The sequence below is a fragment of the Pseudoxanthomonas sp. LjRoot143 genome (assembly GCF_964252945.1).
In the GTDB taxonomy this organism is placed as follows: Bacteria; Pseudomonadota; Gammaproteobacteria; order Xanthomonadales; family Xanthomonadaceae; genus Pseudoxanthomonas_A.
Map to the genome: position 1 here is coordinate 3,210,978 of NZ_CAXUPM020000001.1, position 16,327 is coordinate 3,227,304.

The window sequence follows — 16,327 nt, forward strand, 5'->3', positions numbered from 1 at the left end:
TAACGCAAGCAGGTCTAGGACGGGAACCGGCCAATCTCGCCTGCGGGATTCAGGAGTCATGAATGCTCCTCTGGGCATAGCCCCGCGCCTCCTGATAGAAGCGCGCGCACCACGAGCCGGCGGTGGGTATCCAGCCACTGCTCGACCCGGGTCAGAACCTCGATAGCATTTGCACTTGTAAAGCTAGGGAGATTGATTCCTGGAACAGTAGAGCGGCATTTCCAGGCAGACTCTTTACGGGAAACCACCGCGATGCGGCACTCGCCTACATAATAGCCCCAGGCAACGCCCTCCTTGCGCCAATGGATGCCTTCTCCCTGCATGCTTGGAACAGTCTCTTTCTACAGTGGCCGGTGACCCGAAGGCCACCGGCAAGAAGCGCTAACGATGGTGCAGATCGTGCCCATCGGTGGCGCCTGCCACCTCTGCAGGCTTCGGAGATACCCAAAGCCTGAGAACAAACCATGCCAGCGATATTGCGCCCACGCTGAAGATTACATCGCCCGGAACGCGCATCCAGACCAGCATCTCCACAATCGGCTTTTGCATGAACTCAGCGGATCGAGCGTAGTAGTAGCCGTGCTCGATGGCCGCCAACAACTGCATGGTGCCCAAAGGAAGCAGCGTGAGCAGTGCCATCAGCGCCAAGCCGATGTTCAAGCACCAGAAGGCTGTCTTGAGCGCTTTGGTGTTCCACCGCATCTGTCCTCGGAGCCCGCGCAGGCAGAACAGCACCAGAGCGATGCCCAGCATGCCGTAGACCCCAAAAAGCGCGGTGTGTCCATGCAGCGGGGTTAGATTCAAGCCCTGCATGTAGTACAGCGACAATGGCGGGTTGATCAGGAATCCAAATAGCCCCGCGCCGACCAGGTTCCAGAACGAGACTGCGATGAAGAACAGAATTGGCCAGCGATAGCGTTCCATCCAAGGCGTGGCCTTGCCCATTCGATAGGTGTGATAGGCCTCGAAGCCCAGATAGGCCAACGGCACCACCTCAAGCGCGCTGAAGCTGGCGCCCAACGCAACGACAGCAGTCGGCGTCCCCACAAAATAGAGGTGGTGCAAGGTGCCCAGCACGCCACCGGACATAAAAATGATGGTAGCAAACATCACGGCCGTCGTAGCCGACTTCGGCCCCACCAGGCCCAGCTTTACAAAGATGAGGGCCATCACGGCGGCGGCAAAGACTTCAAAGAATCCCTCTACCCACAAGTGAACCAGCCACCAGCGCCAGTATTCGACCTCAGAGATATGCGTGTGCTCGTTCCACATCAGTGCGGACGCGAAGAACAGGCCGATGCATACCGTAGAGAGGAACAGTAGCCCGACAACGGTGCGGGTCTCAGTCTTGGGGCCACGCAAGACGGGCCACAGCGCTCGACCCACTAGGACCAGCCAGAGCAATAGACCTATGAACAGGTACCACTGCCAGAACCTGCCCATGTCGGCGTATTCCCAGCCTTGGTGCCCGAACCAGAAGTTGTGCTCCAGTCCCAGCTTCTGCATGACCGCCAACCACTGGCCGGTGAAGGAGCCCACAACGATGATGAGCAAGGAGAAGAACAGGAAGTTCACGCCCAGCCGCTGGAACTTGGGTTCATGACCCGACATGGCAGGGGCGATGTACAAACCAGTGGCCAGCCATGCCACCGCGATCCACAGCACCGCTAGTTGAGTGTGCCAGGTGCGGGTAATCGAGTAAGGCAGTATCTCTGACAACTCATATCCGTAGGCTACCTGTCCCTCCACCTGGTAATGGGCCGTGATCGCGCCCAGCAGAATCTGCAGCAAGAAAAGGGCCAACACAACCCAAAAGTACTTGGCCGTCGCCCGCATCGAGGGCGTGATCCTCAAGGTTGCTAAGGGGTCGGTGGCCGGAAGAGCAGGCTCGTCCTCGTCACGCGTACGGGCGTGATGCCAGCCTAGCAAGGCGATGCCCGCGATCAAGAACAAGACACTGAAGGCTGACCAGACCCACAGTGAAGGCGGCGGCCTATTGCCAATCAGTGGTTCACTGGGCCAATTGTTCGTGTAGGTCACCCGTTGCGGCGTGACCCCCGCCTGCTCGGGTGCAATTGATTCGCCTGTGGAGCCTGGCCGCTCCGTGCCGGCACCCCACGCAGTCCACCAGAAGAAGGCGGTCAGCGCCTCACGGTGGTCTGCATCGGGGACCGTATTGTTCTTCATGGCGTACGCTTCGCGTAGCGTTGCCGTTTGGGGGTCGTTGCCAAACAGGCTCACGTAATGAGCCGCAACCGTGGCCATGGCCTCGGCTCGTACGTTCGGGACTGTAATGACCTTCGATCGCGGATCAAAGGTGTTCGCGCGAATCAGCGACTCCAACCGAGCGCGGAGTAAGCCTTGCTGTTCGGCCGGTAACTCTCGATAGGTCGGGGCGCCCGCCGTCGGAGCCCATGAATCGAGAATGGCTATGGCTTCGCGATGAAGCCAATCGGCGCTCCAGTCCGGCGCCACATACCCACCATGGCCCCAGATAGAGCCCAGCTGCATGCCTCCCATAGACTGCCAAACTTGGCGACCGCGTTCGATATCGGCTCGGGTGTAGAGTTCGCGTCCGTCTTCCGCGACAACACGCTCGGGTATGGGCGGCGCGCTCCGGAAAATCTCGGTGCCTGCCCAAAGCAAGACTGCGAATGACACGACTAGCAGAGTCCCTAGCCCGATCCAAAGCTTTTTGGTCGCGTCCACGTTCTCTCCCTAACGTTGAGGTCCCGGCGGTATCCTGCCGCTTTTACGTAAAGGATTTGTGAATCGAAGTCGTACTTTTGCACCCTTACACTATGCGATCGCACCGGAGACAAGCCGTGATCCACTACTACTTGCAGATCAAGTCGGCACACGTCTTCCTCGGCATCACCGTTGCGCTCGTTTTCGTGGCGACCTTCATTGCGGCCTCGTTGCCGGCGCTGAGCGCTGCGCGCACACCGATCAAGTATGTGAGTTGGACGGCCGATATCGCCCTCCTGACAGCCGCCATGATGCTGTTGACCATTCTTCCCGGCGAGATGTACGCGAACGGATGGCTGATCGCCAAGCTCCTCGCTCTTGCAGGTTTTGTCGTTTGTCGACACTTCATGGGGAAGGAGCATGCCCTAACTGTTCCACGGTGGACGTGGTTCCTGGTCGGCCTCTTGTTGCTCGCCTACGCCTATACCGTTGCCCGCGAGCACCATCCGTTGGGGTACCTCTCCCAACTTGGCCTTTGACTGCCCTTCGCTGGTGCTGACCGGCGACCAAGACTTCAACGAGCGCTTCTCCGCTCGCAAGACGTGGCGGGGCGACGCGTTACGGTTCAGCCCCAAGGACAACGGCGCCATGCTGGTCACCTTCAACAATTGCGCCCACATCTTCGGCGGCATTTCCGGCTACGACGCCAAGGAGGCCAACGACGAGAATCCCCAACTCCGGCTTGAATGAATTGTTAGGCCCCGTCGCGGCGGCCCGGGAAAGTGGGAACCGGCCATAGCGCCGCAGCGGCAAGCCGCCTTCCAGCTTGGGGGTGTGCAGTATCGCTATCGCAGGATAGCTATTCACTACATCGTATCGTCGCGGACAACGGTAATCGTCAATAGCCGGCTACAGCCCTTACGAACCTTCTTCAACAACATGGGGCGCCCCATTTGCCGGAGCAGCAGGTGAGTTGTCGACAAATATCACGCTATTTGAGTCGTCCCACTTGATAAGGTCCGATTGTTGCCCCGCTGGGCTGCGCCATAGGAGCCCCAGCGGGTCGTCCTCAGGCGAGACCTATGTCCACATCCATGTCAGTGCGTATCCTAAGTGCTCGCGCAGAAGCCAAGTTGACCCAAACTCAGCTGGCCGAGCGTCTGGGGGTCAACCGTAGCGCCGTCGCGCAATGGGAGCGCGCGCAAGGCGGCACCAATCCGAGCATGGCTCACTTGACCCAGATTGCCGATATCACCGGCGTAGGTTTTGAGTGGTTGGCCACCGGGCGTGGCACGGCACGTGGCCGTCGACGCCGCACGGCACCAGGCACATCTGTTGAGCAGGCATGCAATGATCTGGAAGCCCAATGCCTGCAGTGGTTCCGACGCGTACCATCCTATAAACAGCCCCTCGCGCTTCAACTGCTGGCCGAGCTTGCCCGCCCTCGCTAAGAATTTGAAACTCCGGATTCCACTACGCAATCCTGAGTGCCAACACTAGTCTCCAAGTTCCTTAGTCGAGCGGCAGCCTGGGGTCAAATGGGCCGCGGACCCTGGGGCCCACTGCCTGCTGCGTGCCATAGCGAGAGCATCTCGCTCAGCCGCATCGCGCGATTTGTGAGGGGTGGTAGTTGCCCCATGCCATCTGGCCCCTCCCGCAAGCTCAAGGATGAAGCGGGCCTCCCAGAAGTCGGTACCGTCTGCTGCCCTTGTTTGGACGACTCGCACGGTGATCTGCTCTTCGTTCTGTATAAACATCTTCATCGCACCGGGTCCCCGCCCGTCGAGTATTCGAAGTTCTAACCCACCATAGTCGGAGCGGCAAGTGTTATGAGGCGCGGGCAACACCTCAAGGGAAGCGCCCATTCGAATGCACAAAAGTATCCACAAATTCACACGAAAGCGCAGGCACCTTGAGACGCAGAGGTGAATGCAAAACATTCTCATTTGGATCGGCAAACATCACGCCTCTCCAACGCTGCTCACGACGATGAATAGGTGAATCAAGTAGCTGCGATGATTGCCGATAGATCCCCAGACTAACTACTGTCCGTCCGCCATGTTTCCTGCGTTACCTGCCCTGACCGTATCCGCCACACGTAGCGCAGCGGCGCGCAGGGGCGCGCTTGCGGTGCTGTGCCTGATACCGTTAATCGCGTTGGGTGCCCGCGCGCAAACGCGGGATGATCTGACGGACATGTCGCTCGAAGATCTCTTGCAGGTTGAGATCGTGACCGCCACGCGTTTCCAGCAAACGGTGGCCGAAGCACCTTCCAGTGTCCAAGTCATCACCGCTCAGGATATTCGCGCGCATGGGTGGCGCACGCTCGCCGAGGCGTTGGACAGTCTGCCTGGCCTTTATGTAAGCGACACCGGCCTCTATACCTACTTGGGTGCGCGTGGGCACCTGCGCGCCGGTGACTATGACACCCGCTTTCTGTTGCTTATTAACGGCCACCGCATCAATGACCCCGTCTATAGCCAGAGTCCGGTGGGCGCAGAGTTCCCGCTCGACATGTCTTTGGTCGAACGTATCGAGTACGCACCAGGCCCTGGATCGGCGCTCTACGGCTCCAATGCCTTCTTCGGTGTCATCAACGTATTGACCCGGGATGCGGGGGCCTACGGTAACGGGGAGCTACGGACGGCAGTAGGCAGCTACGGCACCTCCGATGCTCAGTTCACCCTGCCCTTGGCGTCGTCAGGCGGCAACACAACGCTGCTATCTGCACGTCGCTACCACTCGGAGGGCCGCACGCTGCGCTTTGCAGAGTTCAGCGACACGCCCTCGGGCGGCGTGGTTAGAGACCAAGACGACGAGCGTGTCCGTCAGATCTTCGCACACCATGCAAAGGGAGACCTTTCTATCCAACTGGTAGCCGGCGACCGGCGCAAAGAAGATCCCGTTGCGCCCTACGACCAGGCCTTCGCCACACCCGGCGCGCAGGTACAAGACCGCTGGATTACCTTGGGTGCAGCGTATACACACCGCTTTCGGGAGGCACGAGAAGCTAATGTCCGACTTGACGTGGTGGATTATCGCTACGTCGGGGACTACGTGTATGACCCTGCAGGCCCCTACCTAAATCGCGATGTCGCCACCGGCACCTCGGTCGTCGTAGGTGGACAGGTGTTGTCCAGGTTCGGCCAGCGCCATACCGTGGTGGCTGGCGTGGAAGCCAAGGTTGATCAAGGCGTCGTTCAACGCAACTTCGATATTGACCCCCGAATCAGCTATCTGACCTCGCGTGAAAACATGTCCACATGGGGCGTGTTCGTGGATGACGATATCCGCCTCTCAGATCGCTGGCGCGTCAATTCAGGTCTGCGAGCCGACAGGAGCGACGCAGGTACATGGCGGTTGAGTCCCCGATTTGCGCTGATTGCCACGCCCGAAGAGGGCACTGTCCTGAAGCTGATAGCCGGCCAGTCGTACCGGTCGCCTAATGCCTACGAGCGCTACTACCAAGTCGATGCCGAAGAGAGCGCGCAGTTTGCCAACCCCGCGCTTGGCGCAGAGCACATGCAGACTACCGAACTGCACTACAGCAGGGCCGTGGGTGCACGTGGACGGGCGGACATCTCAGCTTATCAATACCGCTTGCGCGACCTGATCACGCTGGTTGAGGTCGAGGATGGCGTACTGACGCTGGCCAACCACGGGCATGCATCATCGCGTGGCGCCGAGTTGGCTTACGTGTATCAAGGGAACAACGGCCTTCGCATGCGCGCCAGCCATGCCTACAGCGAAGTCAGCGACTCGGAGACCCGACGTCCGGTGAATGCGCCCACAGGCATCACCCGGCTGGCCGCGTCAATGCCGTTGCCTTATCAGTGGAAAGTCGCGGCAAGTGCCCAGCGGGTCAGCTCGCGTGCGAGCTTGGATGGAAGCCTCCCGGCATACACGACTGTCAACGCGCATCTGTCCTGGCAGCCCGACGGCTTGCCGTTGTCAGTCTCGATGGGGGTGCGCAATCTGCTCGACGAGAGCTATGGCGACCCGGTCGGCCCCGAGTTTGTCCAGGACGTCGTGCCCCGTCGCGGCCGGGAGTATCGTCTGGAGGCCCGATGGACCTTCTAGAAAGTCGGCCAGCGCGCCCCCGCCGTAAGTCCCTCCGCGCCGCGCTGGCTGCGGGCATGGCCGCACTGGCCACAGTGGGCGGATGTTTCGCCCAGGTCGACGAGAATTCGCTCAAGGCCGCTTTTGTCTACAACATCATCGCCTTCTCGCAGTGGGACCATCCGCCTGATGACCCGCTGACGATCTGCGTGCAGACGAACCCGGCCCTGCTCACGGCGATGGGAACGTTGCAGGCTAAGCGCCTCGATGGACGTCGCCTGCTGGTGACTGATGGATCCATGCCAAGTGATTGCGACGTCAGGGTGCATGGCGCGCAGACGTCCGTGTCCCCCGCTGCCGACGTGCTGGTTATCTGTGATGCGTGCCAGCTCCCCAACCACACCAGTGCAGTGGCTCTGGTGCGGGAGGGTAACAAGCTACGTTTCGATGTCGATGTGGCGCGTGCGCGATCCGACCGTATCTTGCTGAGCAGCCAGTTGCTCCGCCTAGCGAGGCGAGTACTGTGAATATGGCCGGGTCCACACGCATCGCTGCCCAACGTAGTACGCGGATCGCCGCCCTGGTCGTACTGATCCTGGCCGGCAGCATGCTGATGGTACTGCAGTGGATCAGTATCCGGCATGAGCACGTGGCAGATGCTCAGGCGCAGGCGCATGTGATGGCGGCCGGCGCCGCCGCCGCCGTGATGTTCGATGACAGTCAAGCCGCACACGAGACGTTGGCGCCGCTGGCAGCCCTGAGCCACGTCCGACGGGCTCACGTCACCAACCAGCGGGGACAGATCGTCGCCTCTTACCCTGAAGCAAGCATCTCCGCGAACGAGCAACCTGCATGCCGCTGGGACTGCATTGTGGTGAGCGCACCAATCTTCTTCCGAGACACCAAAGTCGGCGCGATAGAGATGCAGCTGGACATGCAGCGTGCCTATACACGACTGGCCAGCATCGCTATCACATTCATAATCGCGTCCCTCGCCGCCTATCTCCTGTCATTGCCACTGCTGCGCCGCATGCGAGAAAGAATGCGGCAAGCAGAGGACCAGCTGCAGTACCTTGCGCACTATGATGGCGTCACTGGGCTTCACAACCGCAACGCCTTCAGTACGCACCTCAATGACTGTCGCGATCGCCAGCAACCCTTGGTGTTGATCCAGCTCGATCTGGATCGTTTCAAGGACGTAAACGATAAGCTAGGGCACCACGGCGGTGATCAACTCCTCCGCCAAGCCGGCCATCGCATTGCACAGACGCTTCCCGACACCGCACGCCTGTTCCGGCTGGGTGGTGATGAGTTTGCGGTTGTGCTGACAGGACCGATGGCGACCGAAGAGGTTGTCGTCCTTGCAGAAATGATCCTTGCACGTTTCATTCAGCCATTTACCGTCGACGGCATCAGCCTGGGGGTGACCGCCAGCGCAGGTCTTAGTCGCTGGCCGAACGATGCCGATCGCCTCGACACACTAGCGGCCAATGCTGATACCGCGATGTACAGCGCCAAGCGAGAGGGTCGCAATCGACTTGTAGTCTTTTCGCCGAGCCTACGCGCGGCGCAGTTGACCCGCATCAGCATTCGAGATGCGCTGCGCCTGGCAATCGTCAGAGAACAGCTAACTCTGCACTATCAACCCCAAGTCTGCGCGCAAAGCGGTCGATTGCAAGGTGCGGAGGCGCTGCTGCGCTGGACGCATCCCGAACTCGGCACGGTGCCGCCATCCACGTTTATCCCTATTGCCGAGGAGGGCCCTTTGATCATTGATCTTGGGCGCTGGGTAATCGGGGAGGCGTGCCGGCAGATCGCCGCTTGGCACGCGCATGGCTTTGGTTACTTGAGGGTTGCTGTGAACCTGTCGGTGCGACAGACCCGCGATGAGGCCTTGCCGTCCTACATCGACGAGGTGTTGAAGACGACTGGCGTCCCCGCACATTGCCTTGAATTGGAAGTTACTGAGAGCGTCCTGATGGAGGACGCCGACGCTGCCGTCGCCCAGCTGGCACGATTGCGTGCCCGTGGGCTGCGGATGGCTATCGATGACTTCGGCACGGGCTATTCATCCATGTCGTACCTAAAGCGCCTGCCGATCAACAAACTTAAGATCGACATGGCCTTCGTGCAGGATGTGCCCGGTGAGGGGGAAGCCATCGCCACCGCCATTCTCGCTATGGCGAAGTCGCTAGGACTAGCCACCGTCGCCGAAGGAGTGGAAACTCCGGCACAGAGGGACTTTTTCCGCAATGCGGGCTGTCAGCAGTTGCAGGGCTATCTACACGGACGCGCAATGCCCGCCGAGGAGTTCGCTGCGCAGTGGCTTGCACATTTCGTTACCCGCTCAGATACGCAGGAGTCGATGTCAGCTGGAGTGAACAGCTGACGAGCGCGCCATGTAAGAGCAAGATCCTCAATTCCCACCGTGAATTGGGCGAACTTTAAGTGCGCCGCGGACCTTGAAAGGACGCCCATCCCCATGTGCGGCCATTCGCTCACAGTGTGTAGCGCGGGCTGAGATGGCTGCTTTGGGTCGGAAGCGGACGCCTAACTAGCCCGAAGCAGTGCTGACAAACGGCAAGCGCATACAGCGACGTCGACGCCGCGTGAGTACCTGTGAAAGGCCGCTTACATACTTCGTCCTGTTTGAATCCACCTCCATCACGCGTGCGTAGAGCACGTGCCTACAGTAGGTAGGCGCTATCCGTACTGATGGGAGAGGCACATGCAGATCAAACTTCTTGGCGCCGCCTTGCTGATGGCGGCAGGACCCGCGTTTGCGGCAGGTCCCGAACAGGGAAGATTCTCGATGTCGGTGTTCGGCGGCGTCGACAGGCCGGTCAGCGGGGACGTCCACACCGGCGCGGTGGCACCGGTGCCGGATCTCGGTCCCTTGAACCCCGCGCTGGCGGGCGTCAGCGCGGAGTTGCGCATTCGTTCCCGTAGCCATGAGCATATCTACGGCACCGCCAAGTCATGGGGCCTGGAACTGGGCTACGGACTGAGCGACCGGAGCGAAGTGTTCCTCCAGGCGAGGGAGACCAGCGCCGATGATGGTCGCGCGCGAGTCGGTGCCGCGTACGTGCCGGCGCTCGACACCGAGCTCGACGTCTTCGGAAGGTTCTCGGGCTATGACGCGTACGCGTGGGAGGCTGGGTACCGGCACTTCTTCCGCGACGGCAGCCGGGTCAGACCATTCGTCGCGGCGCGACTGGGTGCGACCGAAACCGATGCCATCAGGGCCACCTTCGAGATTCCCGATGCCGCGATCACGATCCCGAATGCGCCGTTCTACGAGAAGGATTGGGCACTGAGTGGCGGTCTTGAGGCCGGTGCGCAGATCTCGTTTACCGAGCGCTTCAGTATGAAGCTCACCGCAGGGGTGAACTACATCGACGATCTTTCGGACGACGACTCTGCGATCGCCGGGCTCGGCTCGGCTGCCATCAACGACACCGGTAGCCGCATCTCGGTGCCGCTATCTATCACCGGCCATTGGGACTTCTGAGAGCGTTCGACGGCGGGCGCGGCAACGTGCCCGCTGCCCAGGCCCGACGTCAGCACCCGAGATCAGGCTATCGCCATCGGTGTCAGCTTCCGGCCAGAAGCGGACATTGAACGCATGGACTGTGTCAACCGACTAGAAATCAGAAGCTCCTGCCGAGGTTGATGTCAGCCGAGTGCATGGCTTTCCGTAACTCCTTTGTCAGTCAGATGCACCGATACAGCCGCCAAGTGCGTGGCTGAGTCACGTTCTAAGTCTAACCGTCGGAGTTCGTTATGCCGCTCGTTTGTCGTCTGTTAGCACTACTGCTATTGATCATCCATGCGCCCTCGATCGCGGCTGAAACTGACTCAGGGGAAATGCTGGGACCTGAAGTGGTATCAACGCGACACAATGAAACCAGCGCTACATTAACTCTCGACCGGGCAGTACTCTATTTCACGCGTGGTGATCTAGCCTCGGCCGACACAGTGATTCTATCGGCCGAATGGCGAGCGGGCAGGTACCAAGATGTACGCGTTGCGTCGTTTTCTGGGATTTGGAAGGATTCCGAGCCAAGCATCTCACCAGATGGCAAGCGCCTTTACTTCGTCTCCAATCGTCCGGTGACGCCCGGCGGATCCCCGCTGGTGGCCACCCGTGGGCGGTTGAGTTTTCCTGGCGCCAACCTTTGGTACGTTGAGCGGCACGGCAACGGATGGGGGGAGCCGGTCCATATCGGGGGCGAGATTGCACGGGTTCCGATGGTCTACAACCCAGTAGTGGCAGCCAGCGGCAACCTCTACTTTTCTTCGCATCGAGAGGACAGTGGCCCCGGCTACCAAATCTACGTCGCGCGGCCAGAGGGCACGGGATGGTCGGCGCCAAAGCAAGTGACTCTCGGGAAGGGCGTGCAAGCCAACCACATGGATCCCGCCATTGATCCACGCGAACGGTTCATTCTGTTCGCCGGTGACGAAGGAGACTCAGCCGGCTCAGCGGATATCTACATCGCCTTCCGCACGCCTTCTGGGGAATGGGGGAAACCTATTCGCTTGCCAGGTGACGTGAATACGATGTATCTGGAGAACGCACCGACGCTCGGTCGCGCCTTCGGCGAACTCTTTGTCACCAGCATGCGTATCCCCGGGGTCGTCTTCCCCAAGCAGCGGCAAGGTATTGAGGGGTTAGAGCACCGGCTGGATACCCCCCTCAATGGCTCGCGTAACGTGTGGCGCTTCGACATTTCCAGCCTCCTGCGCGAGCACGGCATCCAAGACTGACACAACAGCAGTCTTCAGGCGCTAAAGCACGGTGTGAGTGTCAGGAAAGTTTCTCGCCTTGCGTATCCCTCTGCACGCAGGGCTCACCAGACCATCGTGCCGTCCCATTCTTCCAGTCGCCGTGCCCGTCTCGGGCAACATGCCCGTCAGACTACGAACGATGTAGTTCGCGGACTGTTGCCGCCCCCCCTTGCGATTCAGAGTGCGCAGCCTGGGACGGCGGTGGAAGATGAATACTTCGATGCTCCCACATGCCGCAATTGTGGTGCCCCGCGCCCCATGCCGCATTGTGGCGCCTGCGGTCAGAAGGCAGCGAAGCGGCTCTCGATCCGCGACGTGTGGCAGGAGTTCTGGCAAAGCCGGCGATTGTTCGAACTGACGATACTGCATGCCGCTCTGCACTTGGCATGCGCTCCTGGACAGGTGGCGCGCGATTACGTGTTTGGCGCACGAAAGCGCCACGTGCACCCGCTGAAGTTGTTGCTGGTGGCGGTGGCTTCGTTGGTGCTACTGCTCGACCACACCGGATACCTCACCGCCGGCCAGACTGAGCTTTCAGGACACATGCGGGTGGTTGCCGCTTGGGCGCGCTGGTCATTCAGCTTGGGGCTGATAGCTGTGCTGACCGCCACTTTGATTTTGTTCCCGGGACGCTGCGGATACAACGCAGTCGAGCATCTGGTTCTGGCGGTGTATGTGCAGTTCGTGGTGATCGCTGCTAACGCGCTCAATCTGCTTCCGTTACTCGTGCTGGACGCCAATCGCTGGGCCGTCCCATGGCGACAGGCCGCTTCCTGGTATATGACCCCATTGGAGTTGCTGGTGGTCGCTGTAGCGAGCAAACAGTTCTTCCAACTGCGCTGGCGAGCCGACGCGCTGCGCATAGGTGCGCTGGTCGTAGTTTTCTACCTCGCCAAGAAAGCTCTCCTGCTTGCCTATGGTCGAATTGTCTACCACGTCGCCCTATCGCAATGAAGCCACTCTGCGAAGAACGCGGTGCTGAAATTTTATTGTCTTCCACGTATGGGATGCCGAATCGTGAAAACCATGTGCCTTTCCTCGCTTGCCCTGTGTCTTGTCGCCTTGGCTGGCTGCAGTCGTGAGGCCAATGACGCGCCATCGCTGCCTGTAGCGCAGCATCTGCCAACTGCCGCGACTAGCGATGACGCCAACCGCATCGCGGCGCAGATTGCCGACACATTGCAGGCCTGCTCCTACGACGGTCAGCCCGTGCGCTTTGGCATTGGCGGGCAGGCCCCGCGCGACTGCCGGGACATGATCGAGCAGGTCATGAACTTCACCGGTCTGCCGCAGAACTTCCAAGTCACGGAGGCCGACGTGCCTAATGCCGCCGCCGCCATCCTGCTTGACCAGCAGAAGGTCCCGCAGCGGGTAATCGCGTTCAATCCGGACTTCATCGAACTGGTGCGCCGCGAGACGGGAGGCAATCCCTGGGCGGCAGTGAGCATCATGGCGCATGAGGTAGGCCACCATTTGGCCGGACACACCATCCAGCCAGGCGGGAGCCAACCCCCAATTGAGCTGGAAGCGGACAAGTTCAGCGGCTTTGTGCTCTACAAGATGGGGGCTAGCCGACAAGACACACTGAAGGCCATCCAGACGCTCGTGCCGGAATCGGTGCGCCACGACAGCACCCATCCAGGCCGCGCGCAGCGTGTTGCCGCGATCAGCGATGGCTGGGATTCGGCTTGTCGCCAGACCGGGCGGGGTGACTGCGCCAGCGGTGCCTCCGGAGCACCTGTCGCGGGGATCGATGCCCCGAATAGCGGCCCGACGCCTGTGCAGGACACGGGATCGGCCAGCGCTGTCGCGCCGGTCGCGCCCCCTTCTTCTCCTTCAATGGCGTCCCAGCCTGAGTCGGCGTCCGTGACTTCCCCAGCGGTCCCAACCTCTAAGGTTGTGCTGCCCGCGCCGGATCCCAAAACGCTCCCAAGTAAGGGCACCCGTTTCGTCTACGATGAAACCGGTTTGCTCGACCCACAGGTCGTGGCGCAAGTAGAAAGGCAGATGTTCGAGCACGCCAAGCAATGGGGCGTCGAGATTGTGACCATCGTGACTAAGGACCTGCACGGCCTGAGCGCGGAAGAATACGGCTGGGCAATGATGCGCCAGTTGCGCGTCGGCAAGTTGGACGTCGGCAATGGAGCCGTCTTGGTGCTGGCCCCCGAGCAAGGTCAAGCTGCAGCAGTGATGGGGCCGGGGGTGGCCCTGGAGATGGCGTCACACGATAAGAGCGAGCAGCTGAAGCGCACACTGGAGCAGGCTTGGCCGCAATGCCGGAGAAAGAACGCCTGCGGCGGCTGGACCGAGAATCTTCTGGACGCAGCAGACCATATCCGTCGCGATACCGACCAGAGGGAGTGGACGGTGCGCTACCAAAACTTGGGTGAGCTGCATAAAGCATTCGTGACAGAAGATGTCTCGCTTACCGATCCCAACAAAAGTGCTTACTGGCAAAAGATCGTGCGCTTCAGTGGAACCGTCGTGGACCTCATGCCGACGCCAGGCAACAAGGACGCCTGGTTTGATGATGCGCGCCAGATCGCTGGCCGTCCGGCCAAGGCCATTCACCTGCGCAGTGACGAAGGCCTCACCGTGATGCTCTACCTAAACCCCCAAACCGAGTCGTTGATGCCAAGCGGCCCATTAAAGGACGGCCAGCGCTACGTTCTAATTGGCCGTGAATCTGGCCTATCACCGAACCCAAAGGATACTCAGGCGATCGAGCTGCTTAGCTACGATCTGGCGCAATGACGAACGGTGCCGCCAACGCACTCCCCGACAGGGCGCCACGCATGGCAGCAATGGTCACCGCCGCGCCAATGGTAGCGGTGGCCGCGTTCTGGGCGTTGCTTGGACTTCTGGGCAGCAATGGCATGAGCGGCGCGAACGGCGCGCGGTTTCTGTTCGGCCACGTAGGTGCCGGCTTGCTGATGCTGCTGCTTTCCCCATGGCTGGCGATCCACCTTTGCCGCCGAGCCCGGCGGCAAGGCTGGCATACCGCGCTGGCGGTAACTTTGGCCAGCACCGTTGCCCTCGGTGGCGCGCTGGTGTTCCTGCTTACGACCTCCATCGTACTGGCTGCTCTGGCCACGCCTGAATAGAACGCGCAGTGTGCTACTCCCGCTCTACCGTGTGGCGCCTGGATAAGATTGAAGCTGCCTCTGGAACGACAGGCTGACCTCCGCCAACCTACCCTCATCATCCGCACCTCCATGCTACGTTCCCTTGCTTTGCTCACCCTAGTGCTTGCTCCACCCTCCCACGCTACCGGAGTCAACTGGTGCGATTTGCCACAAGCCCACCCGGTAGACGTCGCTTTCGCGGCTGCCATCGAACGCAGTGGTGGCGTCACCGCGGACATGAGGGATGCGCAGGGATTGGCCTACGAGGGCTGGGACACTGAACTGAACCGCATTTACCGCGAGCTAATGCTCCAACTTGGTGGCGACATGCGTGCCGACGCCTTACGCCAAGCCCAGCGCGCCTGGTTGGCATGGGACGACGCGGAAGCCGTCAGTGACCTGGCGATGCAGCAAGACAGTGGTAGTGCCGGTCCACTCGTGATCGCGGACCAGTCCTTAACCCGTCGACGCGATCGTGCCTGCACGCTCTACCGTTTACTGGAAACATCCACATCGCCATAGCAAGGAACTTCCGGAGCGGCGCCTATAGGATAACGGCCCATCCTAGACCTGCTGGATGCAACATTCGCGGCACTAACTCTCCCGCACCTCCAACATCTGCTATGTCATCCGAAGAAGATAAAAACCCGCGTTTCGCCGCCATTCTGGATGCAATGCTTTCGCGGCCGGGCGTGTCCCATGGCAACGGAAAACGAGGCTTTGGCGGCAACGCTCTGAACGTGCATGGGAAGATCTTCTGCATGCAGACGCCCGGTAGGGAATTCGTGATCAAGGTCTCGGCGGCTCGGGCAAAGGAACTCATCCATTCTGGCTTGGGGACAAGTTTCCGCATGGCCGGACGCCCAATGCGGGAATGGGTCGTCTGCAGGCCGGAATACGGCACCGAATGGGAGGCCCTGGCTCTCGAGTCATACCTTTTCGTGTGTGGAAAGGACGCTTCAACTGGCGGGAAGTAGCCCTGGCTTGACCCGGTACGTCTCGGGTTTAGCATCCGAGTTGACGCTGGTGACCGACCGAAAGGATCATGCAGTTCCTCCTGCCACCAGCGCCACATGCAGACCTCGGACGAAATCACCCTCTTGGTGCAGCGCTGGAGTGCCGGCGACCGTGACGCTCTGGACAAGCTGCTACCGGGGATCTACGTCGAACTGCGCCGGCTGGCCCGTATCCAATTGGGGCGGCAGCAGGGGCATGACACCCTGCAAGCCACCGCCCTGGTCAACGACGTGCTACTCAAGCTGATCGATCGCGATGCACCGCAGGCACTTGAGAGCCGTACTCACCTCTACAACACCGCGGCAAAAATGATGCGGCAGATGCTAGTGGACCGCGCCCGCAGCGCTGCGGCCGAAAAGAATGGCGGAGGCTGGCTACGCGACGAATTTACCCGCGCGCTAGAACTTCCCATTCCCGAGCAAACCCGCCTGCCCGAACTGGATGCAGCGCTTACCGAGTTGGCTGCGCTGGAACCTCGCATGGCGCAGGTAGTCGAGTTGCGCTATTTCATCGGCTTGAGCGTCGCGGAAGTCGCAGCGATGCTAGAGCTTGAAGAGCGCACTGTCTATCGCGACTGGGCCGCGGCGCGCGCTTGGCTCAAAGACCGACTCAGCGACTGAGCCGTCTGCAGCACCAGAAGCCTTGAG

At 60.6% G+C, this 16,327-nt stretch carries 15 protein-coding genes; 14 read left to right on the forward strand and 1 reads right to left on the reverse strand.

The genetic code is table 11. From position 1 onward, the window contains the following. Positions 1-381: 381 nt before the first annotated feature. Complete coding sequence (locus tag ACSQ1W_RS15685; protein WP_436044573.1) at positions 382-2,709, reverse strand: nitric-oxide reductase large subunit; 2,328 nt, start codon at positions 2,707-2,709, stop codon at positions 382-384. A gap of 116 nt (positions 2,710-2,825) precedes the next feature. On the opposite strand from ACSQ1W_RS15685, the gene ACSQ1W_RS15690 reads away from it, so the two are divergent. The 14 genes from ACSQ1W_RS15690 to ACSQ1W_RS15755 all read left to right on the forward strand — a co-directional run bounded on the left by ACSQ1W_RS15690 (position 2,826) and on the right by ACSQ1W_RS15755 (position 16,300). Next, positions 2,826-3,227 carry a SirB2 family protein gene (locus ACSQ1W_RS15690; RefSeq protein ID WP_436044574.1) on the forward strand — a complete coding sequence of 134 codons (402 nt, stop codon included), beginning with the start codon at positions 2,826-2,828 and terminating at the stop codon, positions 3,225-3,227. A gap of 13 nt (positions 3,228-3,240) precedes the next feature. Beyond that, a complete protein-coding gene (locus ACSQ1W_RS15695; protein ID WP_436044575.1) occupies positions 3,241-3,438 on the forward strand; it encodes a hypothetical protein in 198 nt (65 codons plus the stop codon). A gap of 344 nt (positions 3,439-3,782) precedes the next feature. Further along, positions 3,783-4,139: a helix-turn-helix transcriptional regulator gene (locus tag ACSQ1W_RS15700; protein WP_436046215.1), complete on the forward strand. Its 357-nt coding sequence runs from the start codon at positions 3,783-3,785 to the stop codon at positions 4,137-4,139. 745 nt (positions 4,140-4,884) lie between these two features. Further along, positions 4,885-6,768 carry a TonB-dependent receptor plug domain-containing protein gene (locus ACSQ1W_RS15705; protein WP_436044576.1) on the forward strand — a complete coding sequence of 628 codons (1,884 nt, stop codon included), beginning with the start codon at positions 4,885-4,887 and terminating at the stop codon, positions 6,766-6,768. 56 nt (positions 6,769-6,824) lie between these two features. Continuing rightward, positions 6,825-7,274, forward strand: a complete 450-nt coding sequence (locus tag ACSQ1W_RS15710) for a YfiR family protein (protein ID WP_436044577.1) — start codon at positions 6,825-6,827, stop codon at positions 7,272-7,274. Between the two features lie 2 nt (positions 7,275-7,276). Continuing rightward, positions 7,277-9,136 carry a putative bifunctional diguanylate cyclase/phosphodiesterase gene (locus ACSQ1W_RS15715; RefSeq protein ID WP_436046217.1) on the forward strand — a complete coding sequence of 620 codons (1,860 nt, stop codon included), beginning with the start codon at positions 7,277-7,279 and terminating at the stop codon, positions 9,134-9,136. 339 nt (positions 9,137-9,475) lie between these two features. Further along, complete coding sequence (locus ACSQ1W_RS15720; protein WP_436044578.1) at positions 9,476-10,258, forward strand: autotransporter outer membrane beta-barrel domain-containing protein; 783 nt, start codon at positions 9,476-9,478, stop codon at positions 10,256-10,258. 308 nt (positions 10,259-10,566) lie between these two features. Continuing rightward, positions 10,567-11,517 carry a TolB family protein gene (locus ACSQ1W_RS15725; RefSeq protein WP_436044579.1) on the forward strand — a complete coding sequence of 317 codons (951 nt, stop codon included), beginning with the start codon at positions 10,567-10,569 and terminating at the stop codon, positions 11,515-11,517. A gap of 222 nt (positions 11,518-11,739) precedes the next feature. Beyond that, the gene (locus ACSQ1W_RS15730; RefSeq protein ID WP_436044580.1) at positions 11,740-12,492 is read left to right on the forward strand and encodes a DUF3667 domain-containing protein; all 753 of its coding nucleotides are present in this window, start codon (positions 11,740-11,742) and stop codon (positions 12,490-12,492) included. Positions 12,493-12,564: 72 nt separating this feature from the next. Then, on the forward strand, positions 12,565-14,292 hold the full coding sequence (locus ACSQ1W_RS15735) for a TPM domain-containing protein (RefSeq protein ID WP_436044581.1): 1,728 nt from the start codon (positions 12,565-12,567) through the stop codon (positions 14,290-14,292). A gap of 41 nt (positions 14,293-14,333) precedes the next feature. Beyond that, positions 14,334-14,642 (forward strand): hypothetical protein, encoded by a 309-nt coding sequence (locus tag ACSQ1W_RS15740; RefSeq protein ID WP_436044583.1) that lies wholly within the window; start codon positions 14,334-14,336, stop codon positions 14,640-14,642. 48 nt (positions 14,643-14,690) lie between these two features. Beyond that, complete coding sequence (locus ACSQ1W_RS15745; RefSeq protein ID WP_436044584.1) at positions 14,691-15,185, forward strand: lysozyme inhibitor LprI family protein; 495 nt, start codon at positions 14,691-14,693, stop codon at positions 15,183-15,185. Between the two features lie 101 nt (positions 15,186-15,286). Continuing rightward, a complete protein-coding gene (locus tag ACSQ1W_RS15750) occupies positions 15,287-15,640 on the forward strand; it encodes a hypothetical protein (protein WP_436044585.1) in 354 nt (117 codons plus the stop codon). Between the two features lie 96 nt (positions 15,641-15,736). Beyond that, positions 15,737-16,300, forward strand: coding sequence for an ECF-type sigma factor (locus tag ACSQ1W_RS15755; protein ID WP_436044586.1), 564 nt, complete (start codon positions 15,737-15,739; stop codon positions 16,298-16,300). The last annotated feature ends 27 nt before the right edge of the window (positions 16,301-16,327 follow it).